This is a genomic window from Bordetella sputigena (assembly GCF_965137885.1).
GTDB classification, from domain to species: domain Bacteria; phylum Pseudomonadota; class Gammaproteobacteria; order Burkholderiales; family Burkholderiaceae_B; genus Bordetella_C; species Bordetella_C sputigena.
The window spans coordinates 654556-679991 of the sequence record NZ_CBCSCA010000001.1 but is presented as its reverse complement, the minus strand read 5'-3'; the positions used below and the strand labels follow the sequence as shown (position 1 = coordinate 679991).

The following is a 25436-nucleotide window of genomic DNA, read 5'->3' as shown; positions in this document are numbered from 1 at the left end:
TGGATCCGTGGCCGGGCGGCCGGGCGGCCATCATCGGCGCGCATGAGTCACGGCATGCCCTGGCTTTACGCGCGCCGGGCCAGCAAGGCCCAAACCCCGGCGGCCGACAACAGGGATCCGCCGGCCAGATGAAAGCCGCGACTCGCGCGTGGGGATGCCAGCCAACGGCTGGCGGCGCCGGCGAACCAGGCGTACAGGCTGGCGTTCAGGGTCGCGAGCGCAACGAAGGTCGCCGCCAGTAGCCCCAACTGACCTGACGTATCCGCCGCGGGCTGGATGAACTGCGGCAGGAAGGCGACGAAAAAGACGATGCCCTTGGGATTGAGGGCGGTCACCAGCCAGGTGTTGGCGAACAGCTTCCAGCGCGACACCGGCGCAGCCGGCGCGGCTTGCGGCGATCCCTCCGCGGCGCCCGCGCGCAGCATGCGGATGCCCAGGTACAGCAGATAGCCGCCGCCTATCCACTTCACCACCGTGAACCAGAAGGCCGACGCGGCCAGCAATGCCCCCAGGCCCAGCAACGATACGCAAAGCGCCGTGGAATCGCCGAGTGCCACGGCCGCCACCAGCGGCCAGCGCGCCCGTCGTCCATGCGCCAGCGAATAGCTGATGACCGACAGGATGGTTGGGCCCGGAATGACCAACAGGACCGCCGAAGCGGCCACGAAAGCCAGCCAGTGTTCCAGTGACATGATGGAGTCTCCTTGTCCACGGTGAGATACCGCGGCGTGCCGCTGTGCACGCGCGCGGCGCCATTTCTTCGAACTGCCGAGCCCGCCGCCGCCCATCAGGCAGAGGCTTGGCTATTCGCATCGTAGTACAAGCCGGCGATATACCCGTGGCCATTCGGGTCGATGTAGCCGGTCGGATTGATGGACACCTTCAAACGCCCGCATCTTGCGTAGAGAAGGATCATCAATAGATCCGAGGACTGAACGTCGTGCCCCGCGAGCAGATACCGTGTATCGATGGTATTGCCCTTGCCATCGTCGAAAGTGATAAGGGCATTGTCGGCCGCGATAGGAGGAGACACGGTTATGGAGCTTACGTAGATGTCGTTTATCCAATTGCCCGCATCGGCCGCGCGTACCGCTCGCGGCATGGCACGATCCGGCGCAGGAGACTCCTTTCCCTGCGCCGGCACGGTAAGCTGGTCCATGGCTGTCGCGTCCGCCTCCGTGGACCGTACGTCTATCCTGACAATCTGCGAAAACGTGCAACCCGCGCATAGGGAGGCATGGAAGAGGTTGCCCGCAATATTGCTGCCGGTGTCGGAAATCTGGTAGGTACCCTTTCCGAGGGCAGAACTGGTGCCGTAGACACTCGCATAAACGCCGAGGAGCCCGGGCACGTTCAGGCTGCGGATTCTGAACTGGGGGTTTGGAACCACATCGCCGTTCATGGCGCCACTCCGTCAAGGATTGCTTGGAAAAAGGACCGCACAGCCAGTCGCCGCGAAGCACTCACAGCTTCACGGACTGAATGTATTGATAGCCATCCTTCTCGTACCCGGTGGTGGTAATCATGACCGGCACACCCGCGCATTTCGCGATCGTCAGCGCGCGCAGGATATTGTTCAGGTTCTGCCCGCCGCCGTCCCCGGATAGCAGATATGTATCCTTGCCGCAGAAGATGGCGGCATTGTCGCGCGCGACATCGGGGGAGACGACGATATAGTCGATGGTGATCGCCGTCGCGGGATCGCTGTAGTTCGATGCAGTGCTCATGGGTCGCTCCGCGCAGTCCGCCGCGCCAGCGGCATGCATGGTGAAGTCATATCGTCACCCAACTGATGTACTGGTATCCATCGCGCTCATAACCGGTCGTCTGGAAATTCACGGGCTTGCCGAACACCCGGGCCAGCAGCAAGGCGCGCATCATATTAGGTATGCTCTGCTCGCCTCCATCGCCGGACAGCATGAATTTGGCGCCGCCGGCATACACGATCATGTTGTCCAGCGCGACCGATGGAGATACCACCACATTGTCGATATACACATTGTCAAACGACTGCGGACCGGGCACGGTACGCGGCATGGCGGGCTCCTTTCCATGGATTCATGTCGAAGGACATGCTGCACGGCATGACGCGCGGCGGGCCCGCGCAACCGTGTCCCCGGACTCTACCGGCGGCGAAGCCGCGGGATATTTCAATGGCGGCCGATTTGTTTTGAATGTCCGACCGTATTGGATCGACGCGGCTAAACCGGATCGCGGCGCTGCTATCCCTGGTGTTCGGCCACCGCGGCGCGCAGGCTGTCCAGCGCCATTTCCACGGCCGCGGCCTGGAAGGTTTCCTGTCGCCAATACATGGTGACCGCGCCGAAACCCGATAGCCTGATTGGCAGGATACGCATCGCGTTCATCTGGGAAAACCGCAGGGCGGCGCGGTGCGAGGCCACGCCCACCAGATCGCTGTTGCTGATCAGGGTCAGGTTGATGGTGACGGAATTCGACTCCACGTGGTCCGCGGGCAAGGCCTTGCCCGCGGCGGCCAGGGCGGTATCCAGCGCATTGCGTATCGGCGTGCCCTTGGGCCATACGATCCAGCGATAGGCCATCAGGTCTTCCCAGGTGATGCGGGACAGCGAAAACACCGGATGGCGCGGCCGTGCCACCATGTGCACCGGCTCCAGGTATAGCGATTCGGACAGGATGGCCGGGTCGTGATGCTCGGGCGCGGAGCGGCCGACGACGATATCCAGCTCACCCTGCGCCAGTTGGGTCAGCAAATGATCCATGGTCGATTCGACCAGCTTCACGCGTGCCTGCGGCATGCGTTCCAGCAGCCGCATGACCGCCAGCGGCACCGTATCCGAAGCCGACGCCCCGGACGCGCCGATCACCACGCGGCCGCCGCCGCCCTGCCGCAACGCCGCCATGTCGCCGCTGGCGCGCTCCAGTTGCGCATCGATGCGCTGGGCATGCGCGATCAGCGCTTCGCCATAGGGCGTCGGCCGCAGTCCGCGCGCATGGCGCTCGAACAACGGCAGGCCGATATCGTCTTCCAGGTCTTTCAGCCATTTCGACAAGCCGGGCTGGGTTGTGTTCAGCATGGCGGCGGAGTGGCTGATGTTGCGCGTCTGCGCCAGGCTCAGCAGCATCTTGAGGTTGCGCAGGCGCAGGCGGTAGGTCCAGTCCATGTTGTCTCGGATGTTCTGCGGGGGCGGCCGCCCTGGCCGTCAGCGCGGGCTGGGCTCCCGGGAGGCGGGCGGTCATCCATCAGGGACGTTGGCCGCCGGGTAGCCATATTATTTTCTGTATGGATAATAAGATAAATTCATTTCAAGAGGCATACCGGCGCTCCCCATAATACGCAAAAACCTCAAGGAGACAACACCATGGCCGAAGGAAGCTCCACGCGCGCCGACCGTGCCGCGTACTACGAACGGATTGCGCGCAAGAACATGGCGCCGTTGTGGGAGTCCCTGCATAACCTGGTGCCGCGCACCCCGCAGCCGCGCTGTATTCCCGCCATGTGGCGCTACAACGACGTGCGTGCCGATGTGATGGAAGCCGGCACGCTGATTTCGGCGGAAGAAGCGGTGCGCCGCGTGCTGATACTGGAGAACCCCGGCCTGCCGGGACAGGCCAGCGTCACGCAGACGCTGTACGCCGGCCTGCAATTGATCCTGCCGGGCGAGATCGCGCCCAGCCATCGCCATACGCAATCGGCCCTGCGCTTCATCGTCGAAGGATCGGGCGCCTACACGGCGGTCAATGGCGAGCGCACCACCATGCATCCCGGCGACTTCATCATTACGCCGTCGTGGACGTATCACGATCACGGCAATATCGAAGCGGCGGAAGGCGGGGAACCGGTGGTCTGGCTGGACGGCCTGGATATTCCGCTGCTGCGGATGCTGGATGCCGGCTTCGCCGAGAACTACCCCGCCGCCACGCAGCCCGTTACCCGCACGGAGGGCGATAGCTTCGCCCGCTTCGGCTACAACATGGCGCCGGTGCGGCATGTGCCGGCGAACGGGAATTCGCCGATTTTCAATTATCCCTACGAGCGCAGCCGCGAGGCGCTGGACCAGCTTTATCGCTTCGGCGAGCTGGACGCCTGGGACGGCGTGAAGCTGCGCTACGTCAATCCGGCCACGGGCGGGTATCCCATGCCCACGATGGCCACCTTCATGCAGCTGCTGCCGGCCGGCTTCCAGGGCAAGACCTATCGCAGCACGGATTCCACCGTCTATTCGGTGGTGGAAGGCCGGGGCACGGCGCGCGTCGGCGACCAGGAATTCCACTTCGGGCCACGCGATGTCTTCGTCGCGCCCTCCTGGCAGCCGGTGCAACTGGCCGCCATGGACGACGCCATCCTGTTCAGCTATTCCGATCGTCCGGTGCAGGCCGCCCTCGGCCTGCTACGGGAAGAGAGGGAGTAGAGGCCCCCCCCCGAAGCGCTGCGCGCTTCCCCCCCAGGGGGGCGACGCTGGCGGACCGGAAGGAAGTCCCACCCCCAAGCGCTACGCGCTTCCCCCTCAAGGGGGCGACGCTGGCGGACCGGGGGACCCGGATCCGCGGCGTCCCGGATTGGCGGCACCTGTTTTTTGCGGTGTGGTGGGTCGCGGCGCCCGGATTGGGAACGTCTGTTCCTGTTCAAACGAAGTTTTTCTTGCCTACAAGGTTTCTCGCTCATGCCTTACGTCTTTGCTCCGCCGGCGACCGTCGCCGTGCCTGTTGCCGGAACCGGCAACAGTTTTCCCGTGCGCCGCGTGTACTGCGTCGGCCGAAACTATGCCGCCCATGCGCGCGAGATGGGCTTCGATCCGGATCGTGAACCGCCGTTTTTCTTCTGCAAGCCGGCCGATGCCGTCATGCCGGTGGCCGAAGGGGAAACGCTGAACTTGCCCTATCCCACCGAGACCTCCAACTACCACTACGAGATCGAACTGGTGGCCGCCATTGGCAAGGCCGGCGCGAACATCGCCGTGGATGACGCGTTGAATCACGTCCACAGCTATGCCGTCGGCCTGGACATGACGCGCCGCGACCTGCAGATGAAGATGCGTGAAGCGGGGCGCCCGTGGGAACTGGGCAAGGCCTTCGATGACAGCGCGCCCATCGGGCCGCTGTATCCCGCGAGCGCCAAGGGCCACTTCGACAACGCGGCCATCTGGTTGAAAGTGAACGGCCAGGACAAGCAGCGCAGCGACACGTCCAAGCTGATCTGGTCGGTGGCCGAGACCATCAGCTATCTGTCGCGCTACTTCCGCCTGGAACCGGGCGATCTGATCTACACCGGCACGCCGGAAGGCGTCGGCCCGGTGGTCAAGGGCGACCTCATGGAAGGCGGGGTCGATGGTCTGGGTACGCTGCGCGCGAAGGTGGTTTGAATCATGAAAGATACCGATGTCATCATCGTCGGCGCCGGGGTCGGCGGCCTGGTCCTGGCCCTTAGCCTGCATCAGGCCGGCATCGCCTGCCGCGTGTACGAAGCCGTTCCGGAAATCAAGCCATTGGGCGTGGGCATCAACCTGCTGCCGCACGCCGCGCGCGAACTGGACGAACTGGGCATGCTGCCGGCGCTGGACAAGGTGGGCGTGCACACCAAGGAATCCATCTTCTTCACCCGCCACGGGCAATTCATCTACAGCGAACCCGCGGGCAAGGCAGCCGGCTACGCCTGGCCGCAATACTCCATCCATCGCGGCGATCTGCAGATGGCGCTGCTGGAAGCCGTGCGCCAGCGCCTGGGCAACGATAGCGTGCGCGTGGACCATCGCGCCGTGCGCGTCGAACAGGACGCCGACGGCGTCACCGTGCATATGACGGACGGCGCCGGCAAGCCGCTGCCGTCCGTGCGCGGCGCCATCGTGGTCGGCTGCGACGGTATCCATTCGGCGCTGCGCAAGCAGCTGTATCCCAACGAAGGCGCGCCACGCTACTCCGGCGTCAACATGTGGCGCGGCGTCACGCGCTGCAAGCCCTTCCTGAGCGGCGGCAGCATGGTGCGCGCCGGCTGGCTGTCGATCGGCAAGATGGTGATCTATCCCATCCGCGACAACATCGATGCGGAAGGCAATCAGCTGGTGAACTGGGTCGCTGAAATCGAATCGCCCGAACCCGCCGTGCGCGACTGGACGCGCCAGGGCCGGCTGGAAGACTTCTTCCCCGCCTTCGCCGATTGGCATTTCGACTGGCTGGACGTGGCGGCGCTGATCCAGAACGCGGACTCCGTACTGGAATATCCGATGGTCGACCAGGACCCCCTGCCTACCTGGACGCAGGGTCGCATGACCTTGCTGGGCGACGCCGCGCATCCCATGGTGCCGCGCGGCTCGAACGGCGCCGGCCAGGCCATCATCGACGCGCGATTCCTGGCGGGACAGCTCAAGAAACAAGGCCTGACGCCGGCCGCGCTGCAGGAATACGACCGCGTGCGCGTGGCCACTACCACCAAGGTGGTGCTGACCAACCGCAGCAATCCGCCGGATGCCATCCTGCGCGAGGCCTATGAGCGTTCGCACGACCAGCGCTTCGAGCGCATCGAGGACGTCATCAGCCGCGACGAGCTGCAAGCCATATCCGACCGCTACAAACAGGTGGCCGGTTTCGATCCCGAAACGCTGAAGTCGCGCCCCTCCTTCATCTGACCCGCGGCATCACCCATCGGGCAGGACCGAGACATCCTGCCCGCAAGGAGAACAATATGCAGACCCTGTTTCGCGCCCTGGTCGCGGTGGCTCTGGCCCTGACGGCCTCCGTCAGCCAGGCCGCGTGGCCGGAGCGGCCGATTACCCTGATCGTGCCATTCACGCCGGCCACCGGTATCGACCTGGTGGCGCGCCAGCTGGCCGCGACGCTGCCCAAAACGCTGGGCCAGTCCGTCATCGTGGAAAACCTGGCCGGCGCCAGCGGCAATATCGGCACGGAAAAGGTCGCGCGTTCCGCCCCGGACGGCTACACCTTCCTGGTAACGGTGAACACCTTCGTCATGAACCAGCCGCTGTACAAGGAAAAGCTGCACTACGACCCGGTGAAGGATTTCGCGCCGGTCAGCCTGACCTCCTGGGGCACGCTGCTGCTGGTGACCCATCCCTCCAATCCCGTGAGCACCGTCCCGCAGCTGGAAGACGCCGCGCGCAAACAGCCCGGCAAGCTGACCTACGGCACGCCCGGCGTGGGTACGCCGCATCACCTGGCCATGGCGCTGCTGCTGGACCAGACCAAGACGCAGATGCTGCACGTGCCGTACAAAGGCACCGCGGGCGCCGTGACCGATATGCTGGCCGGCCGCCTCGACTATATGTTCCTGCCCGTGCATGTGGCGCTGCCGCAGATCAAGGCCGGCAAGCTGAAGGCCATCGCCACCGGCAGCCCCAAGCGTATACCGCAATTGCCGGATGTCCCGACGCTGACGGAGTCCGGCCTGAAGGGCGCGGACGTCGACATGTGGTACGGCGTGCTGGCACCCAAGGGCACCCCGGCGGCCATCGTCGATAGCCTGAACAAGCAGATCGCCGAAGCGCTGAAGGCGCCGTCCACCGCCACCGCTTTCGAAGCGCAGGGCATGGTACCCGCGACGTCGACGCCGGCGGAATTCGGCGACCTGATCGCCAAGGACGCCAAGCGCTGGAGCGACATCGTGACGCGCGCCGGCATCAAGGCCGACTGAAGGCGGATCGAAGGCAGACAGACGCGCCAGGCCGTGCCCGGCCACGCGACCACCGGGGCCGCGGCAGCGGCCGCCGGCATTACCAGCAGCGGAACAGCATCCATGCAACTCTACAGCTTCTTCAACAGCTCCACGTCCTATCGCGTCCGCATCGTCCTGGCCCTGAAAGGGCTCGACCATGATTACCAGGGCATCAACATCCGCACGCTGGAGCACCGCGCCGCGGACTACATGGCGCGGAATCCGTCCGGCAGCGTACCGATGCTGCGCGACGGCGATATGGAACTGGGCCAGTCCATGGCCATCATCGATTACCTGGACTCCACCTATCCTGAACCGCGCCTGATCCCGCGCGACACCATGCAGCGCGCGCGGGTGCTGGAGCTGAGCGGCGTCATCGCCTGCGACATCCACCCCGTCAATAATCTGCGCATCCTGCGCTACCTGACGGAAGTGCTGGGCGTGAGCGCCGAACAGAAGGACGCCTGGTACCGGCATTGGGTACAGGACGGCATGCGGGCCGTCGAGGCGCTGCTGGCGCGCCATGGCCATGGCGCTTATTGCTTTGGCGATGCGCCCACCCTGGCGGACGTCTGCCTGGTGCCGCAGATCGCCAATGCGCAACGCATGGGTTGCGATATGTCGGCGTATCCCAAGGCCATGGCGGTGTACGAACGCTGCAATGCGCTGCCGGCCTTCCAACGCGCCGCACCGTCACAGCAACCGGATTTCATCGGCTAAACCGCGAAAAAAAACGCCTCGGCCCGCCATATCCGTGGCGGGCCGAGGCGTTCTTTGCTTTTATTACGCGCGACGGCTTGTTATCAGTTCGTGCTGGCGCCCGAGACCTGCACGATTTCCTTGTACTTGTCCTTCTCGTTGCGCACGAAGCTGGCGAACTGGCTCGGCGACATGGGCTTGATTTCCGAACCCATGGTCAGCAGGCGCTGGCGCACGTCGGGCTGCATCAGGGCCGCGCTGTAGGCCTTGTTCAGCTTGTCGACCACGGCCTCCGGCGTGCCACCGGTCGTGAATACGCCGAACCAGGTACCCAGATCGAAATCCTTGACGCCGGATTGTTCGACGGTCGGTACATCCGGCAGCAGCGACGAGCGCTCCTTGGTGGTCACGGCCAGCGCCTTGACCTTGCCGTCCTTGATCAAGGGCGCCGAAGCGGCCAGATTGTCGAACATGAAATCCGATTGGCCTGACAGCAGCGCCAGCTGGGCCGGAGCCGCGCCTTGATACGGGATATGTTCGATGTTGACGCCGGCACGCGCCTTCAGCAGTTCGCCGGACAGGTGGCCGGCGCTGCCGTTGCCGCCCGAACCGTAATTCAGCTTGCCGGGGTTGGCCTTGGCATAGGCGATCAGGTCGCCCAGGCTGTTGATGTTGTTCTTCTTGGCGAAGTCGACGTTCATGACCAGCACATTGGGCACGGACGCCACGATGGTCACCGGCGCGAAGTCCTTGATGGGGTCATAGGGCAGGTTCTTGAACAGCCACGGGTTGATGGCGTGCGTCGCGACGGCGCCCATCACCAGCGTGTAGCCATCCGGCTGCGCCTTGGCGGCCAGATCCGCGCCGATATTGCCGCCCGCGCCGGCGCGGTTCTCCACGATGACCGGCTGGCCCAGGTCGCCGCGCACCTTTTCCGCCAGCATGCGCGCCATCGTGTCCAGCGGGCCGCCGGGCGGGTACGGGACGATAAAGCGCAGCGGTTTGCTGGGGTAGCTGTCGGCGGCGTGGCCGAGGCCAGGCGCCAGGGCGGCCAAGGCGACCGCGCCGCAGGCCACGGTGCGGGCCAGGCGTACAAAAATATTAGGGGACATGCTCTCCTCCGCTCCCATGTTTTGAAACAGCCCGTAGCATAACTGAGGCAAGGTTTCGTTATCGGGAGAACAAGCCGGGTGTCGCGGGTTTTCTGTGCCGGGGACCGCCGCATCGGGCGATGCCGGCGCGCCCAGGCAGGCCACCCGATCCTGAGCGGCCGCCGCGCGTAACGGCGGCATCCGGTGGGGACACCGGCACAATCAAGTGATCAGCGCGATCATTCTGAAAAGTGCTGCCAGCCCGGTCTCGTGCCGACTCACACGCTGTATGGCCTGCATGTTGATACGCTGCATCAGTCTATCGCTGCCGAAATTCTTGACGTAGCCGGGCCATTCCGCCCGTAGCTGATCCTCGCTTTCGCGGCTCGTCGGCGGTCGCCTGTGTTCGCAGCGTTCAAGATGCCGTAACAGGATAGCTTCATGACATGGCACTTGCCATATCAGCGTCAGTCCAAGGGTTTCCGCGAGCTCTACGCACAAACGGTCCCGCTGGGCGTTTCGACCTCGCAAATCGTCGTCGAGTATTACGAATCTTCCGATGAATGGCGCCCGGCCCGATACCATGTCCCGGCGGAGCGCCTTGTGAGCGGACTCCACGATCGCCAAGGGATCCCCCCCATTAAGGACCTCCGCCCAAAGGTGATAGCCAGCGCCCTGCCCAAGCAGCTTTTGGAGGAGCGCAACATAACTTCGTTCGCTCTCGCCTTCACAGCCGACGAATACGCGCTTTCTCTGCGCAATCCTTGGAGGCACGACGCTTTCAACCTATCGTGGGCACGGCGCCGTAAGTGCCGCCCATATATTTGCGATAGAAATTGTCCATCCGCCGCACACCCTGTATGTCCTTCAAGCCATAGACGGACGTCGCCCCGTCGGCATCCTTGTCGCAAAAATAAATCTCTTCCTTCGACAAATCTTCCAGCACCGCGGCGTTCTGGCATGTCATCCACAGCTGCGCATGGAGTGGATTGCGTTCTTCCGAATAGAACCACCGCAAAATCTCAGGCAATACCGTCGGATGAATCGCGAGATCGAGTTCGTCCACGACGGCAATTCCGCCGGAATGCAAGGCTTGCATCAGGAAAGGATAGATCTGCAGAAACCGCCTCGTTCCATGACTCTCCAAGACGAGCGGGACTTCACGCGACAACCCTTCGTGCTGAAACGTGGCAACGGGTCCGCTATGCCCCTGCCCTATCAGCATCGAACGGATCCCAAGATCGATGCGCGGAAGATCGCGATTGAGCGCGTCAAGCAGATCCGGATTAGCCTGATAAAACTGGAGCATCACGCTCTCGTTCAACTGCACCTTCTCCATGAATATGTTGGAAAAGACCTTCTGAGCCGCCTGTTTCAAGGCCAGCGAAGGAGCATGGTCCAATTGCGCCAGCGTGGATACCACACTGGCGTTATCGCGCAGGATCTTCTTTAGTACGGATTTGTGGCCGGACAAACCGAACTCGGGACCCGCGGCCACGCCGCCGGAGTCATCCCGTTCGAACAAGCGAACCAGCCGCTTCGCCCGACTGGGCCAGAAGAAGAGTGATTCGGAAAGGACAGTCCGTCGCCCATCCCGGGACTGAAGCCGCAGCTCATACCGATATCTACATTGCGCCTTCGCGAGTTCAGCATCGTCGAAGGACTCCGGCCCGGCGAATTCAACAGCCAACCGAATAGGCATCTGCTGGGACGTTTCCTCCCAGAACGGCTCGAACGGCAGAGAATTACCGGCGCCGAACTGGAAGCTGTCCCTGACGAACCAGACAAGATATTGCAGCGACCGGAGCACCGTGGACTTACCCGCGGCGTTAGGGCCAAAAAAAGCAACGACTTTCGGGACGCGCCTTCCGGAGCCGGGCCATGTCTCGGCGTAGCGCTCGGGAAAATCCGACACTGCGGCCCCGACGTCCAGCTGTACCGACTGGGCGTCCCGGATCGACATAAAGTTCTCGATATCGAGGGTGTGGATCACGGCGATCTCCGCTAATGGAGACCATATTACGACAAAATTCCGTCGAAATCAGCCGCCCAGCGACAAAATCACCCGAACGAGCCTTTCAATGCAATATCTGGCTGAGAAACAGCCTGGTCCGCTCGTTCTGCGGATGATCGAAGAATTCGTCGGGGGTGTTCTGTTCGATGATCTCGCCGCGGTCCATGAAGATGACGCGGTCGGCGACCTTGCGGGCGAAGCCCATTTCGTGGGTCACGCAGAGCATGGTGACGCCGCTTTCTTCCGCAAGCTTGACCATCACGTCCAGCACTTCCTTGACCATTTCGGGGTCCAGGGCGGAGGTCGGTTCGTCGAACAGCATGATCTTGGGGCTCATGCACAGCGAACGCGCGATGGCCACGCGCTGTTGCTGGCCGCCCGACAACTGGCCGGGAAACTTGCTGGCCTGCTCGGGGATGCGCACGCGCTCCAGATACTTCAGCGCCGCGGCTTCCGCTTCGGCGCGCGGCTTTTTCAGTACCCACATCGGGCCCAGCGTCAGGTTTTCCAGTACCGTCAAATGCGGGAACAGATTGAAGTGCTGGAACACCATGCCGACATCGCGGCGGATGATCTCGATGTGCTTCAGGTCGTTGGTCAATTCAGTGCCGTTGACGACGATCTGGCCTTGCTGATGTTCTTCCAGGCGATTGATGCAGCGGATCAGCGTGGACTTGCCCGATCCCGACGGTCCGCAGATGACGATACGCTCGCCCGGCGCGACATCCAGGTTGATATTGCGCAGCACGTGGAACTGGCCATACCACTTGTTCACGTTCTGCATACGGATAATTGCGTCGGCCATGCGGGCGCTCCCTTGATCGCCGTCTTATCGTTGATAGCCCTTGGCCAGCCGGCGTTCCAGCGCCTGGCTGTACTTGGACATCGAGAAGCAGAAAATAAAGTAGATGAATGCGATGAACAGATAGGCTTCGACGCCGAACCCGCGCCAAGCCGCATCCGACAACGCCGCCTTGGCCGCCAGGGTCAGGTCGAAGATGCCGATGATGACCACCAGCGATGTGTCCTTGAACAGCGAAATGAAAATGCCGACCAGCGGCGGAATCACGATACGCAAGGCCTGCGGCAGGATGATCTTGCGCATCTGCTGCCAATAGGTCAGGCCCAGCGAGGCCGCGCCTTCGTACTGCCCCTTGGGTATCGCCTGCAGGCCGCCGCGCACCGTCTCGGCAATATAGGCCGCGGCGAACATGATGATGGCGATCTGCGCGCGCAGCAGCTTGTCGATGGTATAGCCTTCGGGCAGGAACAGCGGCAGCATGACCGACGACATGAACAGCAGGCTGATCAGCGGCACCCCGCGTATCAGTTCGATGTACACCACGCACAGCGCCTTGATCGCCGGCAATCGCGAGCGCCGGCCCAGCGCCAGCAGCACACCGATGGGAAAGGCGAAGGCAATGCCGAACGTCGCCAGTATCAGGGTCAGCGGCAGGCCGCCCCAGCGTCCGTTTTCGACATAGGTCAGGCCGAATATGCCGCCCCACATCAGCACGGCGACCACGGCCAGGCCCAGTACCCACAACAGCGCCAGCCTTGGTGTCCAGAAACGGCGGATGCCGCTGCATATGATGAGCGCGATCAGCACGACGGTGGCCAGCAGCGGACGCCACTGTTCGTCGTACGGATAGGTGCCGAACAGGATAAGCCTATGCTTTTCCCGGATGAAGGCCCAGCAGGCGCCGCCCGATGCGCGGCATTCCTGCGCGGTCGTCGCCGAAAAGTTCGCCTTGACCAGCAGCCATTCCACCAGGGCGGGAATGGCCAGCAACAGGAACCAGGCGATCAGCACCGTCAGCAGGATGTTCAGCGGCGAGGAAAACAGCCGCAGCCGCAGCCACCCCAGCCAGCCGGTCTGGACGGCCGGCGGCGGCAGGCTGTCCACGGCGGGCGAAGGCGCTCCAGCCGGCCCGCCCGGCTGCGCGGCAGGCAGGCCGTCCGATGTCGCTACATCGGCGCGGGTCGACGGTGGCTCGGCAGATGCATTCATTTCGAAATACCCGGGCGTTGCAGCCCTTCTCCATCGCAGACAAGGCGTTGCCCCATCGGGGATACCGCGGATCCGGCTCCGCCGGCCCGCTGGTATCGCCCCCTTGAGGGGGAAGCGCGCGGCGCTTCGGGGGTGGGCTTCATCTTTCCACCAGCGCAATGCGCTTGTTGTACCAATTCATCAGCACGGAAATCGACAAGCTGACCGTCAGGTACGCGGCCATGATGATGAGGATGCCTTCGATCGCCTGCCCGGTCTGGTTCAAAGTGGTATTCACCACCGACACGATGTCCGGAAACCCGATGGCGACGGCCAGCGAGCTGTTCTTCGTCAAATTCAAATACTGACTGGTCATCGGCGGAATGATCACGCGCAGCGCCTGCGGCAGCACGACCAGCCGCAGCACCAGGCCGCGCCGCAGTCCCAGCGAGCCCGCCGCTTCCCACTGCCCCACATTCACCGCCTGCACGCCCGAACGCACGACTTCGGCGACGAAGGCGGCCGTGTAGCTGACCAGCCCCGCCAGCAAGGCCGCGAATTCCGGCGTCAGCGTCATCCCGCCGGTAAAGTTGAAGCCGCGCAGTACAGGCACGTCCACGGCCAGCGGGGCGCCGCTGGCCAGCCACCCCAGCAGCGGCAGCCCGACGATCAGTGCCAGCGCCCAACGGGCCAGGGGAAAGATGCGGCCGGTGGCCTCGCGCCGCTTATTGCCCCAATGGGCCAGGGCCAGGATGGCGACGATCGCCAGTGCCAGGCCGGCCAGCATCCAGTCCACCGCGTCGCCCTGCAGCGTCGGCAGTTTCAGGCCCCGGTTCGAAATAAACACGCCGGGCAAGGGCTGGTGCGCCTGCCGCGGTCCCGGCATGTTCTCCGTAATCAAGGCATACCAGAAGAACAGCTGCAAGAGCAGCGGAATATTCCGCATGACCTCGACATAGAGCGACGCCAGCCTGGCCACCAGCCAGTTGCGCGACAGCCGCGCGATACCGATCACGGTGCCGAGCAGGGTGGCCAGCACGATGCCGATCACCGCCGCGCGCAGGGTATTCAGCAGCCCGACGACGATGGCGCGCCCATAGGTATCGGCCGGCGTATAGCTGATCGGCGTCTCGCCGATGGCGAAACCCGCTTCCCGGCCCAGAAAGCCGAAGCCGGTGGAAATATTGCGCGAGGCCAGGTTGTGCAGCGTGTTCGAAACCAGGAACCAGGCCAGCCACGCCACCGCCGCCAGGGCGACGACCTGATAGACGATGGCTCTTACGCCTGGATCGTTCCAGGACAACCTGCGGACAGGCGCCGCCGCCGGCGGCGCTTTGGAGTCGGGCGTCATGTCACCACCATACACCATGCATGCCATCCGGCCGCGACGTGGTGCCCGCGGGCGCGCGCGGCCGGCTTACGGACGATCAACGGATAGGCCAGCCGTACATCAAGCCGCCCTGCTTCCATTGCGCGTTCAGGCCGCGCGGCAGCTTCATCGGGCTGCCGCTGCCCAGATTGCGCTCGAAGCTTTCGCCGTAATTGCCCACCTGCTTGACGATGTTGTAGGCCCACTTGTCGTCGACGCCCAGGTTCTTGCCCATGCCGGGCGTAACGCCCAGGATGCGCTGCACGCTGGGATTGGTGCTTTTCAGCATGGCGTCGACGTTATCCGATTTGATGCCGTACTCCTCGGCTTCCAGCATGGCGTTCAGGGCCCAGCGCACCACGTTGAACCACTGCACATCGTCCTGGCGCACCATGGGCCCCAGCGGCTCCTTGGAAAAATCTTCCGGCAGGATGATGTACTTGTCCGGGTTTTCCAGCGTCGTGCGCGTGGATGCCAGCTGCGATTTGTCCGTGGTGAAGGCGTCGCAGCGTCCCGCCGAGAAAGCCCGCACGATCTCGTCGTACTTTTCGATGACGACCGGCTTGAACTCGATCTTGTTGCCACGGAACCAGTCGGCCAGGTTCAATTCGGTGGTGGTGCCGGGCTGCACACAGACGGTGGCGCCGTTCAACTCCTTGGCGCTCTTGACGCCCAGTTCCTTGGACACCATCACGCCCTGGCTGTCGTAGTAATTCACGCCGGTGCCGATCAGGCCCAGGGTGGTGTCGCGCGTCAAGGTCTCGGTGGTGTTGCGCGTCAGCACATCGACCTCGCCCGACTGCAGCGCGGTAAAGCGCTGCTGCGTGTTCAAGGGCGTCACCTTGAACTTGCTGGCGTCATTGAACATGGTGGCGGCGATGGCGCGGCACATGTCGATGTCCAGGCCCTTCCATTCGCCCTTGCTGTCGGCGGCCGAAAAGCCGGGCACGCCGGTGGACACGCCGCATTGGACGAAGCCTTTCTTTTTGACGTTGTCGAAAGTCGCGCCAGCGTAGGCGCTGCCGCACAACGTCAGCAACGCCGCGCCGATGGCAGCCGTTTTCCAGGTCTTCATGGTGGTCTCCATAACGAAGTGGACGGTAAGGCAGGCAGGGCCCGCCAGGACTGACCGCCGTTGATGCGGCGCATGGTAGCCCCCGAGAAAAACCAGGGACATGGGGGAAATCCCTGCGACCCGACCGCAGAATACCGGGGACGCATCATGCCATACAATGACTGCCGACCGGCCTGCGTACTATGGCGTAGTGCCGCGCGCCGCACGGTACTATTGCGGCTTCATCCGCCTATCCGCCATGATCGAATTCCAGCACGTATTCAAATCGTATGGACGCGGCCGCAACATCCTGGCCGACATCAACTTCCGCATTACCGCGGGCGAATTCGTCTTTGTGTCGGGTCCATCCGGCGCCGGCAAGTCGACTTTGCTGAAGCTGATCGGCGGCCTGGAACCGCCCAGCCGCGGATCCATCCAGGTGAACGGCCAGCGGCTGGACAAACTGCCGCAGCGAGCCCGTCCCTATCTGCGCCGGGCCGTCGGGGTAATCCTGCAGGATACCCACCTGCTTTACGACCGCAATGCCTTCGAAAACGTCATGCTGCCCCTGGCGGTCACCGGCCAGCCCCGGGATTCGGCCGCCGCCCGGGCCCGCGCCGCGCTGGATAAAGTCGGCCTGTCCGGCAAGGAAACCCTGAATCCCATCGAACTGTCCGGCGGCGAACAGCAACGCCTGGCCATCGCCCGCGCCATCGTCAACCGGCCGGCCATCCTGATCGCCGACGAGCCCACCGCCAACCTCGACCACGACAGCGCCCTGCGCATCATGAATGTGTTCCGCGACTTCAATCGTGTCGGCGTGACGACGCTGATCGCCTCCCATGACCAGGAACTGATGTCCCACTACGCCCAGCGGGTCCTGCGCATCGAACCCGGCCGTTTCGCCGACCTGTCCGCGGAGGCCCAGGCATGAACGCATGGCTGCGGCAACATCGCTACGCCCTGGGCATCACCCTGCGGCGCATGCTGGGGCAACCCTTCTCATCGCTGGCGAACCTGCTGGTGATGGCCCTGGCGCTGGCGCTGCCCGTGCTGGGCGCCGCCATCCTGGTATCGGTCCAGCCGGTGGCGCGCCAGCTTTCCGTGACGCCGGAATTGACGGTTTTCATGAAAATCGATGCGCCGGCCGGCGCCGCGCAGGCGGTGGCCGATCGCATCCGCAAGGATTATGGCGACGAGGTCCGCGAAGTCCGCACCGTAGGCCGCGACAGCGCGCTGGCCGCCTTGCGGCGCAATCCGACCTGGGCCGAAGCGCTGGCGGTCCTGCCCGGCAATCCGCTGCCGGACGCCGTCGTGGCGACGCTGCGCGACGGCGACGATCTGGCCGGCCGGGCGGCAAAACTGGCCCAGGCCTGGAAGGCCCTGGACCAGGTCGAACAGGTGCAGCTGGACAGCGACTGGGTTCAGCGCATGGAAGCCATGCTGCGATTCGCCCGCATCGGCCTGGTATTCCTGGCCGCCTGCGTGGCCGTGGTCGTGCTGGCCACGGTATTCAATACCGTCCGCATGCAGGCGCTGACCCAGCGCGAGGAAATCGCGGTGGCGCGGCTGGTGGGCGCGACGGAGTCCTTCGTGCGGCGTCCCTTCCTGTACCTGGGCGCGCTCTCCGGCGCCGTATCCGCCCTGCTGGGCATCGTGATCGCGACCGTGGCGCTGGCGCCACTAAACGAAGCCCTGGCCAGCCTGGCGCACAGCTACGGGGCCGATTTCGCCCTGCATCTGCCGGAAGCGCCCTGGCTGGTCGTGGCCGTCGTGGGGGCGGCGGCCCTGGCGGCGCTCTCCGCGCGCTGGTCAGTCACACGCAGTACCCGTTTTTAGCCCGCTTAATCGGGCAAATCGTACGGCGCGTTCCATGGAATAGTGGGAAGCATCAGCGCTTCGGCCACGGCTGAGCAGAAATAAATAGAAATTTCAGATAAATTTAGTAATATCGTTCCCATTCGTTCCGCCCTCCCTGGAAGCCCGCGACCCACCATGTCTGCCCGTGACGCCCGCGCGACGCGCCACTATTTTGATAGTGCCTTCAACTATCAGGCAGTCAAAGTGCTGCCCAACGAGTACTACGTCACGGGCGACGACCTGATGATCACGACGGTGCTCGGCTCCTGCGTCGCCGCCTGTATCCGCGACCCGCAGACCGGGGTGGGCGGCATGAACCATTTCATGCTGCCGGAAGGCGACAGCCAGTCGCCGGCCTCGGCCACCATGCGCTATGGCGCGTTCGCCATGGAAGTACTGATCAACGAAGTCCTGAAGGCGGGCGCCGCGCGCGAGCGGCTGCAGGCCAAGGTCTTCGGCGGCGGCGCGGTGCTGGAGGCCATGCAGCAGATGAACATCGGCGAGCGCAACGGCCAGTTCGTGCTGAACTACCTGGCCATGGAAAACATCCCGGTGCTGGCCCGCGACCTGGGCGATGTCTACGCCCGCCGCATCAGCTTCTTCCCGCGCGACGGCCGCGTCATGGTGCGCAAGATGACCACCAAGACCCGGGCCACGGAAATCATCGCCAAGCGCGAAGTCGCGGTGGTGGAGACGCTGAAGGAAAAGACCGTCTCCAAGCCCCGCGTCGAACTGTTCAACATGCCGCCGCGCGCGCGGCGCGCGACCGCGCCCTGAATTCCGCGCCAGGCGGCGGAAGCTGGCCGGCGCCAGCGCGCGCGGTCCGGCTGGCGAAGCACAGCCCCGTCTGCTCTTCATACCCGGCAAGGCTGCGGACCCGGCCGAATCCGTAAGGCGTGGCCTCCATGCCGGTCGGCCGCAGCCCGTCCACTCCCAGCAGCCGCCTTACCCGCGCACGGGCACGATCGTTGTGCTCTTCCCACGACACATCGATGTCGCCCCTGGTTCTGGCGGCCTCGGTGTGCTCCTGCCAGATCGCGACGCGGCCTTCGCAACCATAGCGATGCCAGGCAATCAGCCGATGCGGATAGAAGAAGTCATAGCCATGCGTATAGGCCCGCACCGCGATGGAGATTTCCTCGCCATAGAAGAACAGGTCCGGGTCGTGCCGCACTTCGGTCGCGAAGCTGCCATCCGCGAAACAGAAATGCGCGCTGTAGAAGCTGCCCGGGATGGGATGGTCATACTCCGACTCGCCGACATACCTGCCGGCGAACAGCACGATGCCGTCGGCATCGAACTCGCGGAAAAGCAACACCGAAGGAAGCATGACTCTTCCCTCGGGATCGTTATCCGCATCGAAGGCGGGCAGGTATGTCGTCAACGCCGGCTTGCGGCTTCCGCCGCGCAAGGATTCCAGCATTCCGATCGCAACATCGTCCCAGCCGCTGACGAAGCGATGATGCGAGTCCAGCTGCAAGGTATACGCCTCGCCTTCATAGCGCTGCTGCACCAGGTTGCGCGCCCAGCACACGCCGCGCGAACGCAACCGCGGCACGTCGATGAGTTCGACGACCGCTCCCGCGCGCCCGAGCCGCCGCACGGGCCAGGCGCCAGTGACATCCGCGTCCTCGCCGGCCTCCAGGACGAAGCCCTGGTCGAGGAAAGCTTCCAGCGTTTCGTCATCGCCGTGCTGCCAGCAGACCACGATGCGCAATGCACCGGGCCGTGACGATTGCTCGATCAGGTCCACCAGCGTTGGCACCAGCTGGGGATCGCGATAGCTCGCGACCTGCACGAAGATCCCTTTCGCCCTCACGTGAAGACGCCCTGTCGCAGCCACTTCGTGGCCAGCCATTTTTCGCCCGACATGACCGGCTGGCCGGCATGCAGGGTGTTCACATCCCTGTGCGCGTCCGGATAGCTGAAGAACAAGGCATTGCCGCGCTGCGGGCTGACGGTCACGCCTATCTCCGGAAAGCTCGTGCCCCCGCCGCCGCGCGGTTCGTTCAGGTACATCAGCACGCTGGCGACACGTTGCCCGCCGCGCTGGAGAACCAGCTGGGTGCCGGGCGACGCGGGTGGAAAGAAATCGAAGTGCGGCCGGTATTGGCCGCCTTCACGGTAATGCAGGATCTGCATGTCCTCGCCGCGCTCCACCGGCCAATTCACCAGGCGGGCGATGCGCGTCTCGATGCGCGCCACGAGTTCGGTTTCCCCGCGCCGGAAAAACATCCCATTGCTGGTCCGCACATCGTCGAGCACCCCATCGTTGCCCGTCTCCTGGTCGACCACGGTGGAAGGCCGCAGCCCGGACCGCGCCGCCTCGATCAAGGCGTCGCATTCCTCCGCCGACAGGAAATCCCCGAACAGCACGATCCGGGGATTCCGCATGGTGAGCAGCACGCGCACTTCGCGATCGCCCACATCGACACGTTGCGGCGCGCCGTCCAGCGCCGGCTCCGGAAAGCCCGCGTCGACCGTGAGCGCGAGTCCTCCGCCCTCGCCGCCGCGCACGTCGCCATCGACATCGGCGGCCGCGCCGGCCTCGTTCATTATTTCCATATCCGCCCGCCTCGCTGTGCGCGTATTTTGCCCACGGCAATCCGCGCGGCGCGAGACCCGCCGACATAATCTTTTGTATCGGCACGGTCACTGGATCGCGTGCCGGGCCGGGGCGGCAAGACAGGGAGAAGCCGCTAGGCGGCGCGGACGCTGTCCCGTACGTCCAGCTGCGCACCGCCCTCCAGCCGCTGCAGCAGCTCGCTACGCCTGGCATGGGCGCGCTCGACCGAGGCTTCCTTGATATGGCCATAGCCCCGGATCTCTTCCGGCAGGCTTGCCAAAGCCACGGCGATCTCCAGGTTGGTCCGGCTCAGGCGCGGCAGCAAGGATGCGATGGTGTCGCGATACTCGCTTATCAGCGCGCGTTCCGTGCGCCGCTCGTGGGTATAGCCGAACGCATCCAGCGGCGTGCCGCGTACGAAGCGCAGCCTGGCCAGCACGCCGAACGCCTTCATCATCCATGGCCCATAGGCGCGCTTGACCAGATGGCCTTCCGCGTTACGGCGCGAGAATGCCGGCGGGGCCAGGTGGAAATTGAGCTTCCAGTCGCCTTCGAACTGCTCGGCGACGCGGCGCATGAACTCGCCATCGCTGTACAGGCGCGCGACCTCGTACTCGTCCTTGTACGCCATCAGCTTGAAGAGGTTTTTCGCCACGGCCTGCGCCAGGCGCGCGGTGCCCGTGGCCGCCTGCTCGGCGGCCGCCACCTGGCCGACGAAATCGGCATAGCGGCGCGCATAGGCCTGGTTCTGGTAATCCGTCAGGAAACGTACCCGCCGGTCCACCAGCGCCGCCAGGTCCGCGGCCAAAGAATGCGATGTCGCGGCATCCCCGCCGCGCTGCGGGGCACCGCGGCGCAATTCGATGATCTCCGCGCCGCTACCCATGGCGCCGCTTGGGCTTCCGGCAAGGCCGGACGCATCGCGGGCGGCCGCTTCAGTCCTGGCGGCCGGGGCAATCAACTGCTGGACCGAAGCCAGGTCCTGCGCGGCGCGCCGGCCCCAGGCGAAGGCAGCCTTGTTGTTCTCCACCTGCGTGCCGTTCAATTCGATGGCGCGCAGCAGCGCGTCGCGGCCCAGCGGGATCCAGCCCTTCTGGTAGGCGTAACCCATCATCAGCGGGTTCGCATAGATCGCGTCGCCCAGCAGACCCACCGCCAATTCGGCGGCGTCGACCGTATCGACCTGCCCTGGCATGCACGCGGTATCGATATCGCGCTGCAGGCTGCCGGACGGCAGCCGCCAGTCCGGATTCGAGATAAAGGCCGCGGTAGGCGCCACATCGCTATTGAGCAGCAGGCGCGTGCGTTCCGGATGCATGCGGGCAATGGCGTCCTGACTGCTGGCCACGACCAGATCGCCCGCCAGCACCAGGTCGGCTTCCGCCATGGCGACGCGCGTGTTCAAAAGATGCCCCGGCGACCGCGCCAGGATCACGTGCGAGTGCACCGCGCCGCCCTTCTGCGCCAGACCCGCCATATCGAGGACCGAGCAGCCCTTGCCTTCCAGATGCGCGGCCATGCCCAGTAGCTGGCCTATGGTGACGACACCCGTCCCCCCCACGCCCGCGATAAAGACGCCGTAGGGTCGCTCCAGTGTGGGCATATCCGGTTCGGGCAGCATCGCGTCGATGGCCTCCTGGCTACCTATGCCCTTGGGCTTGCGCAGCTTGCCGCCCTCGACCGTGACGAAACTGGGGCAGAAGCCGTTCAGGCAGGAGAAGTCCTTGTTGCAGCTGGACTGGTTGATCGTGCGCTTGCGGCCGAATTCCGTCTCCAGCGGTTCGACCGAAAGGCAGTTGGATTTATCCGAGCAATCGCCGCAGCCCTCGCAGACGCGGTCGTTGATGACGACGCGCCGGGCGGGGTCCGGATAGGCGTTGTGCTTGCGGCGGCGGCGCTTTTCCGTGGCGCAGGTCTGGTCGTAGATCAGGATGGAAACGCCGGGATACTCGCGCAGTTCGCGCTGCACGCGGTCGAGCTCATCGCGATGAAGGACCGGGACGCCGGGCGCCATGCCGTCGATGCCCTTGTATTTGTGCGGCTCGTCCGTCACCACGACGATTTTCTCAATGCCTTCGGCCGCCAGCTGGCGGGTGATCATCGGCACGCTGATCGGTCCGTCCACAGGCTGGCCGCCGGTCATCGCCACGGCATCGTTGAACAGGATCTTGTAGGTGATGGGTGTCTTTGCCGCCACCGCGGCGCGGATGGCCAGCAGCCCGGAATGGTAGTAGGTGCCATCGCCCAGATTGGCGAACACGTGCTTTTCGTCGGTGAACGGCGCGTGTCCGATCCAGGGCACCCCTTCGCCGCCCATGTGGGTGAATAGGTCGGTGTGGCGGCCCATCCAGCGCACCATGTAATGGCAGCCGATGCCGGCCATGCCGCGCGAGCCCTCGGGCACGCGCGTCGAGGTGTTGTGCGGACAGCCGGAGCAGAACCAGGGCTTGCGCTCGGCCACCACGCGCGGACGCGATAGCGCGCGCTCGCGCGCTTCGATGAAGGCCAGGCGCGCTTGAATGCCGGCGCGCACGTCGGCGGGCAGCTCGAACTTCAACAGGCGCGCGCCGATGGCCTTGGCGACGATGGCCGGCGAAAACTCATAATGCGCCGGCAATAGCCAGTTGCCCTGCGGCACCGCCCATTCGCCGCCATCCTTGTCGTCGAACTTGCCGACCACGCGGGGAATCTTCTTGCCGCTGCCTATCCAGCCGAACAGTTCTTCCTTCAGCTGGTATTCCAGCACCTGGCGCTTTTCCTCGACCACCAGGATTTCGTCCAGGCCTTCGGCGAAACGCTGCATGCCGGTGGCTTCCAGCGGCCATACCATGCCGACCTTGAACAGGCGCACGCCAATGCGGCGGCAGGTGTCGTCGTCCAGCCCCAGGTCCGATAGCGCCTGGCGCGTGTCCAGATAGGCCTTGCCGGACGTCATGATGCCGAAGCGCGCCGATTCCGCCGGCACGTGCCATAGCTCGCGATTCAGGCCGTTGGCCCGCGCATAGGCCAGCGCCGCATACAGTTTGTAGTCCAGCAGGCGCGCTTCCTGCTCCAGGGGCGTATCCGGCATACGGATGTTCAAGCCGTCCGCGGGCATCTTGAAATCAGCCGGCAGGACGATGCCGACGCGCTCGGGGTCGACCTCGACGGAAGCGGAGACTTCCACGATGTCGGTGATGCACTTCATGCCGACCCACACCCCCGCATAGCGGCTCATGGCCCAGCCGTGCAGGCCGTAGTCCAGGACTTCCTGCACCGTGGAGGGAAACAGCACCGGGATCAGGCAGGCCTTGAGCAGGTGGTCGCTCTGATGCGGCAGCGTCGACGACTTGGCCGGATGATCGTCGCCGGCCACGACCAGCACGCCGCCGCGGCGCGAGGTCCCCGCGGCATTGGCATGCTTGAACACATCGCCGCACCGGTCCACGCCCGGCCCCTTGCCGTACCACATGCCGAACACGCCGTCGTAGCGGGCGCCGGGGAACAGATTGACCTGCTGGCTGCCCCACACCGCGGTGGCGGCCAGGTCTTCGTTCAAGCCGGGCTGGAAAACGACGTGGTGGGCTTCCAGGTACTTGGCGGCCTTCCACATATTCAGGTCCACCCCGCCCAGCGGCGAACCGCGATAGCCGGATATGAAACCCGCCGTGTTCAGGCCGGCCCGCAGATCGCGCGTGCGCTGCATCATGGGCAGGCGCACCAGGGCATGGATGCCACTCATCCAGGCACGGCCGCTTTCGAGGGAATATTTATCGTCCAGCCGGACGGCGTCGAGCGCGGCGCGTTGCGCCGGCGTAAGGGGGGCGTTCATGCGGTCTCCGTTTGTTTTGGATGGTCCACGCCGGCGGGTCGATTGTCTCTTGTGGAGGCTTGCCGGCCGGCATAAACAGTGAACCAGGCTTTTGCTTCCTGCCTGTACCGGTCTTTTACTCCTGGCGCGGAAGCGGCGCAATCGGTGTTCCCGCCAGGATGCGGGGCGGCCCGCGCTCGAGCCGAGTCATTCGGACGCTCGCCCATGCCGGAATGCAATAATCGCGTATGGACTTTGCAACCCGTATTGCGACTTGGCAACAACGCCATGGCCGCCATGATCTGCCGTGGCAGAACACCCGGGATCCGTATCGCATCTGGCTGTCGGAAATCATGCTGCAGCAGACCCAGGTAAGCACGGTCATCCCCTACTACCAACGCTTCCTGGAACGCTTTCCCGACCTGCGCGCGCTGGCCGCGGCCGACCAGGAAGACGTGATGCCTTATTGGGCGGGACTGGGTTACTACGCCCGCGCCCGCAACCTGCATCGCTGCGCGCAGGAAATCGTGCGCGACTGGAGTGGCCGGTTCCCGCCCGACGCCGCCGCCATCGCCACCTTGCCAGGCATAGGCCGCTCCACCGCGGCCGCCATCGCGGCATTCGCCTATGGCGAGCGTTCGCCGATCATGGACGGCAACGTCAAGCGCGTGTTCGCGCGCCATTTCGGCATTGCCGGCGACCCCGCGCGGCGCGAGACGGAGATCCGGCTATGGGGCCTGGCGGACGCGCAACTGGCGGACGGCGCCGGCCACGAGGTCGACATGGGCGCCTATACCCAGGGCTTGATGGACCTGGGCGCCACCCTGTGCGTGCGAGGCAGGCCCTCGTGCGACCGCTGTCCCGTCGCGGAGACCTGTATCGCGCGGCGAGAGGGGCGGCAGGCCGAGCTCCCCACGCCCAAAACGCGCAAGGCGTCGCCGGAGCGACGCACCGGCATGCTGGTCCTGCAGCACGAAGGCCGGATATTGCTGCAACGGCGTCCGTCGCCCGGCATCTGGGGCGGGCTGTGGAGCCTGCCGGAATTCGATGCGGCCCTGGATGCGGCGTCGGCTTGCCGCGAGCTGGGCGCGACCCCGGCCGCGATCTTCGAGCTCGCGGCGTTCGCCCATACGTTCACGCACTTCCGCCTGCATGTGCGGCCCTGGTACGTCGTCCTGGCGCAAGCCCCCGACATGGCCGGCAAGCCGTGGCAATGGGTGGATGCGGCCGGCTCGGCGGCGGTGGCCCTGCCGGCGCCGGTGCGCAAATTGATCGACGGACTGTTCGCGGACGGCTTGCCGGAAGACCTCATGGCGCCGGCGGCGTAGGCCGGCATTCGTCGCGCAGCGGGCCAGCGC

The 25436-nt window shown here is 64.7% G+C and carries 24 protein-coding genes; 9 read left to right on the top strand and 15 right to left on the bottom strand.

What is annotated here, in order from left to right:
* Positions 1-65: 65 nt before the first annotated feature.
* The 5 genes from ACNA0R_RS03180 to ACNA0R_RS03160 all read right to left on the bottom strand — a co-directional run bounded on the left by ACNA0R_RS03180 (position 66) and on the right by ACNA0R_RS03160 (position 3143).
* Positions 66-692 (bottom strand): LysE family translocator, encoded by a 627-nt coding sequence (locus ACNA0R_RS03180; protein WP_415824433.1) that lies wholly within the window; start codon positions 690-692, stop codon positions 66-68.
* A gap of 95 nt (positions 693-787) precedes the next feature.
* Complete coding sequence (locus tag ACNA0R_RS03175; RefSeq protein WP_415824432.1) at positions 788-1402, bottom strand: hypothetical protein; 615 nt, start codon at positions 1400-1402, stop codon at positions 788-790.
* A gap of 61 nt (positions 1403-1463) precedes the next feature.
* The gene (locus ACNA0R_RS03170; RefSeq protein WP_415824431.1) at positions 1464-1727 is read right to left on the bottom strand and encodes a hypothetical protein; all 264 of its coding nucleotides are present in this window, start codon (positions 1725-1727) and stop codon (positions 1464-1466) included.
* Between the two features lie 46 nt (positions 1728-1773).
* Positions 1774-2037, bottom strand: a complete 264-nt coding sequence (locus ACNA0R_RS03165) for a hypothetical protein (RefSeq protein ID WP_415824430.1) — start codon at positions 2035-2037, stop codon at positions 1774-1776.
* Between the two features lie 185 nt (positions 2038-2222).
* Positions 2223-3143, bottom strand: coding sequence for a LysR substrate-binding domain-containing protein (locus tag ACNA0R_RS03160; RefSeq protein ID WP_415824429.1), 921 nt, complete (start codon positions 3141-3143; stop codon positions 2223-2225).
* A 198-nt stretch (positions 3144-3341) separates the two neighbouring features.
* Between ACNA0R_RS03160 and gtdA the strand changes: the two genes are divergently transcribed.
* From gtdA to maiA, 5 genes are all read left to right on the top strand, one after another.
* The gene (gtdA, locus tag ACNA0R_RS03155) at positions 3342-4391 is read left to right on the top strand and encodes a gentisate 1,2-dioxygenase (RefSeq protein ID WP_415824428.1); all 1050 of its coding nucleotides are present in this window, start codon (positions 3342-3344) and stop codon (positions 4389-4391) included.
* A 252-nt stretch (positions 4392-4643) separates the two neighbouring features.
* Positions 4644-5342 (top strand): fumarylacetoacetate hydrolase family protein, encoded by a 699-nt coding sequence (locus tag ACNA0R_RS03150; RefSeq protein ID WP_415824427.1) that lies wholly within the window; start codon positions 4644-4646, stop codon positions 5340-5342.
* Positions 5343-5345: 3 nt separating this feature from the next.
* Positions 5346-6602, top strand: a complete 1257-nt coding sequence (locus ACNA0R_RS03145; RefSeq protein ID WP_415824426.1) for a flavin-dependent oxidoreductase — start codon at positions 5346-5348, stop codon at positions 6600-6602.
* 56 nt (positions 6603-6658) lie between these two features.
* Complete coding sequence (locus ACNA0R_RS03140) at positions 6659-7624, top strand: Bug family tripartite tricarboxylate transporter substrate binding protein (protein WP_415824425.1); 966 nt, start codon at positions 6659-6661, stop codon at positions 7622-7624.
* 102 nt (positions 7625-7726) lie between these two features.
* Positions 7727-8365 carry a maleylacetoacetate isomerase gene (maiA, locus tag ACNA0R_RS03135; protein ID WP_415824424.1) on the top strand — a complete coding sequence of 213 codons (639 nt, stop codon included), beginning with the start codon at positions 7727-7729 and terminating at the stop codon, positions 8363-8365.
* Positions 8366-8448: 83 nt separating this feature from the next.
* Here the strand turns inward: maiA and ACNA0R_RS03130 are convergent, their stop codons facing one another.
* From ACNA0R_RS03130 to ACNA0R_RS03100, 7 genes are all read right to left on the bottom strand, one after another.
* A complete protein-coding gene (locus ACNA0R_RS03130; RefSeq protein WP_415824423.1) occupies positions 8449-9456 on the bottom strand; it encodes a Bug family tripartite tricarboxylate transporter substrate binding protein in 1008 nt (335 codons plus the stop codon).
* 201 nt (positions 9457-9657) lie between these two features.
* Complete coding sequence (locus tag ACNA0R_RS03125) at positions 9658-10209, bottom strand: RloB domain-containing protein (RefSeq protein WP_415824422.1); 552 nt, start codon at positions 10207-10209, stop codon at positions 9658-9660.
* 7 nt (positions 10210-10216) lie between these two features.
* Positions 10217-11428, bottom strand: a complete 1212-nt coding sequence (locus ACNA0R_RS03120; protein WP_415824421.1) for an AAA family ATPase — start codon at positions 11426-11428, stop codon at positions 10217-10219.
* Positions 11429-11513: 85 nt separating this feature from the next.
* The gene (locus tag ACNA0R_RS03115) at positions 11514-12254 is read right to left on the bottom strand and encodes an amino acid ABC transporter ATP-binding protein (RefSeq protein ID WP_415824420.1); all 741 of its coding nucleotides are present in this window, start codon (positions 12252-12254) and stop codon (positions 11514-11516) included.
* A gap of 24 nt (positions 12255-12278) precedes the next feature.
* Entirely contained in the window at positions 12279-13460 is a 1182-nt protein-coding gene (locus tag ACNA0R_RS03110; RefSeq protein WP_415824419.1) for an amino acid ABC transporter permease, read from the bottom strand.
* Between the two features lie 139 nt (positions 13461-13599).
* Positions 13600-14790: an amino acid ABC transporter permease gene (locus ACNA0R_RS03105; protein WP_415824418.1), complete on the bottom strand. Its 1191-nt coding sequence runs from the start codon at positions 14788-14790 to the stop codon at positions 13600-13602.
* A 76-nt stretch (positions 14791-14866) separates the two neighbouring features.
* Entirely contained in the window at positions 14867-15883 is a 1017-nt protein-coding gene (locus tag ACNA0R_RS03100) for an amino acid ABC transporter substrate-binding protein (protein ID WP_415824417.1), read from the bottom strand.
* A gap of 238 nt (positions 15884-16121) precedes the next feature.
* On the opposite strand from ACNA0R_RS03100, the gene ACNA0R_RS03095 reads away from it, so the two are divergent.
* The 3 genes from ACNA0R_RS03095 to cheD all read left to right on the top strand — a co-directional run bounded on the left by ACNA0R_RS03095 (position 16122) and on the right by cheD (position 18499).
* Positions 16122-16796, top strand: coding sequence for a cell division ATP-binding protein FtsE (locus ACNA0R_RS03095; protein ID WP_086067114.1), 675 nt, complete (start codon positions 16122-16124; stop codon positions 16794-16796).
* Positions 16793-17701 (top strand): cell division protein FtsX, encoded by a 909-nt coding sequence (locus tag ACNA0R_RS03090; RefSeq protein WP_415824415.1) that lies wholly within the window; start codon positions 16793-16795, stop codon positions 17699-17701. Before ACNA0R_RS03095 ends, ACNA0R_RS03090 begins: the two co-directional genes overlap by 4 nt.
* Before the next feature lie 156 nt (positions 17702-17857).
* The gene (cheD, locus tag ACNA0R_RS03085) at positions 17858-18499 is read left to right on the top strand and encodes a chemoreceptor glutamine deamidase CheD (RefSeq protein WP_415824414.1); all 642 of its coding nucleotides are present in this window, start codon (positions 17858-17860) and stop codon (positions 18497-18499) included.
* Here cheD and ACNA0R_RS03080 read toward each other — a convergent pair.
* From ACNA0R_RS03080 to ACNA0R_RS03070, 3 genes are all read right to left on the bottom strand, one after another.
* Positions 18459-19541: a GlcNAc-transferase family protein gene (locus ACNA0R_RS03080; RefSeq protein WP_415824413.1), complete on the bottom strand. Its 1083-nt coding sequence runs from the start codon at positions 19539-19541 to the stop codon at positions 18459-18461. The two genes, cheD and ACNA0R_RS03080, sit on opposite strands and share 41 nt — an antisense overlap.
* Positions 19538-20287, bottom strand: a complete 750-nt coding sequence (locus ACNA0R_RS03075) for a 2OG-Fe(II) oxygenase (RefSeq protein WP_415824412.1) — start codon at positions 20285-20287, stop codon at positions 19538-19540. Before ACNA0R_RS03075 ends, ACNA0R_RS03080 begins: the two co-directional genes overlap by 4 nt.
* A gap of 134 nt (positions 20288-20421) precedes the next feature.
* Positions 20422-24099, bottom strand: coding sequence for an indolepyruvate ferredoxin oxidoreductase family protein (locus ACNA0R_RS03070; RefSeq protein WP_415824411.1), 3678 nt, complete (start codon positions 24097-24099; stop codon positions 20422-20424).
* A 227-nt stretch (positions 24100-24326) separates the two neighbouring features.
* On the opposite strand from ACNA0R_RS03070, the gene mutY reads away from it, so the two are divergent.
* Positions 24327-25406 (top strand): A/G-specific adenine glycosylase, encoded by a 1080-nt coding sequence (gene mutY, locus ACNA0R_RS03065; protein ID WP_415824410.1) that lies wholly within the window; start codon positions 24327-24329, stop codon positions 25404-25406.
* Positions 25407-25436: the final 30 nt, after the last annotated feature.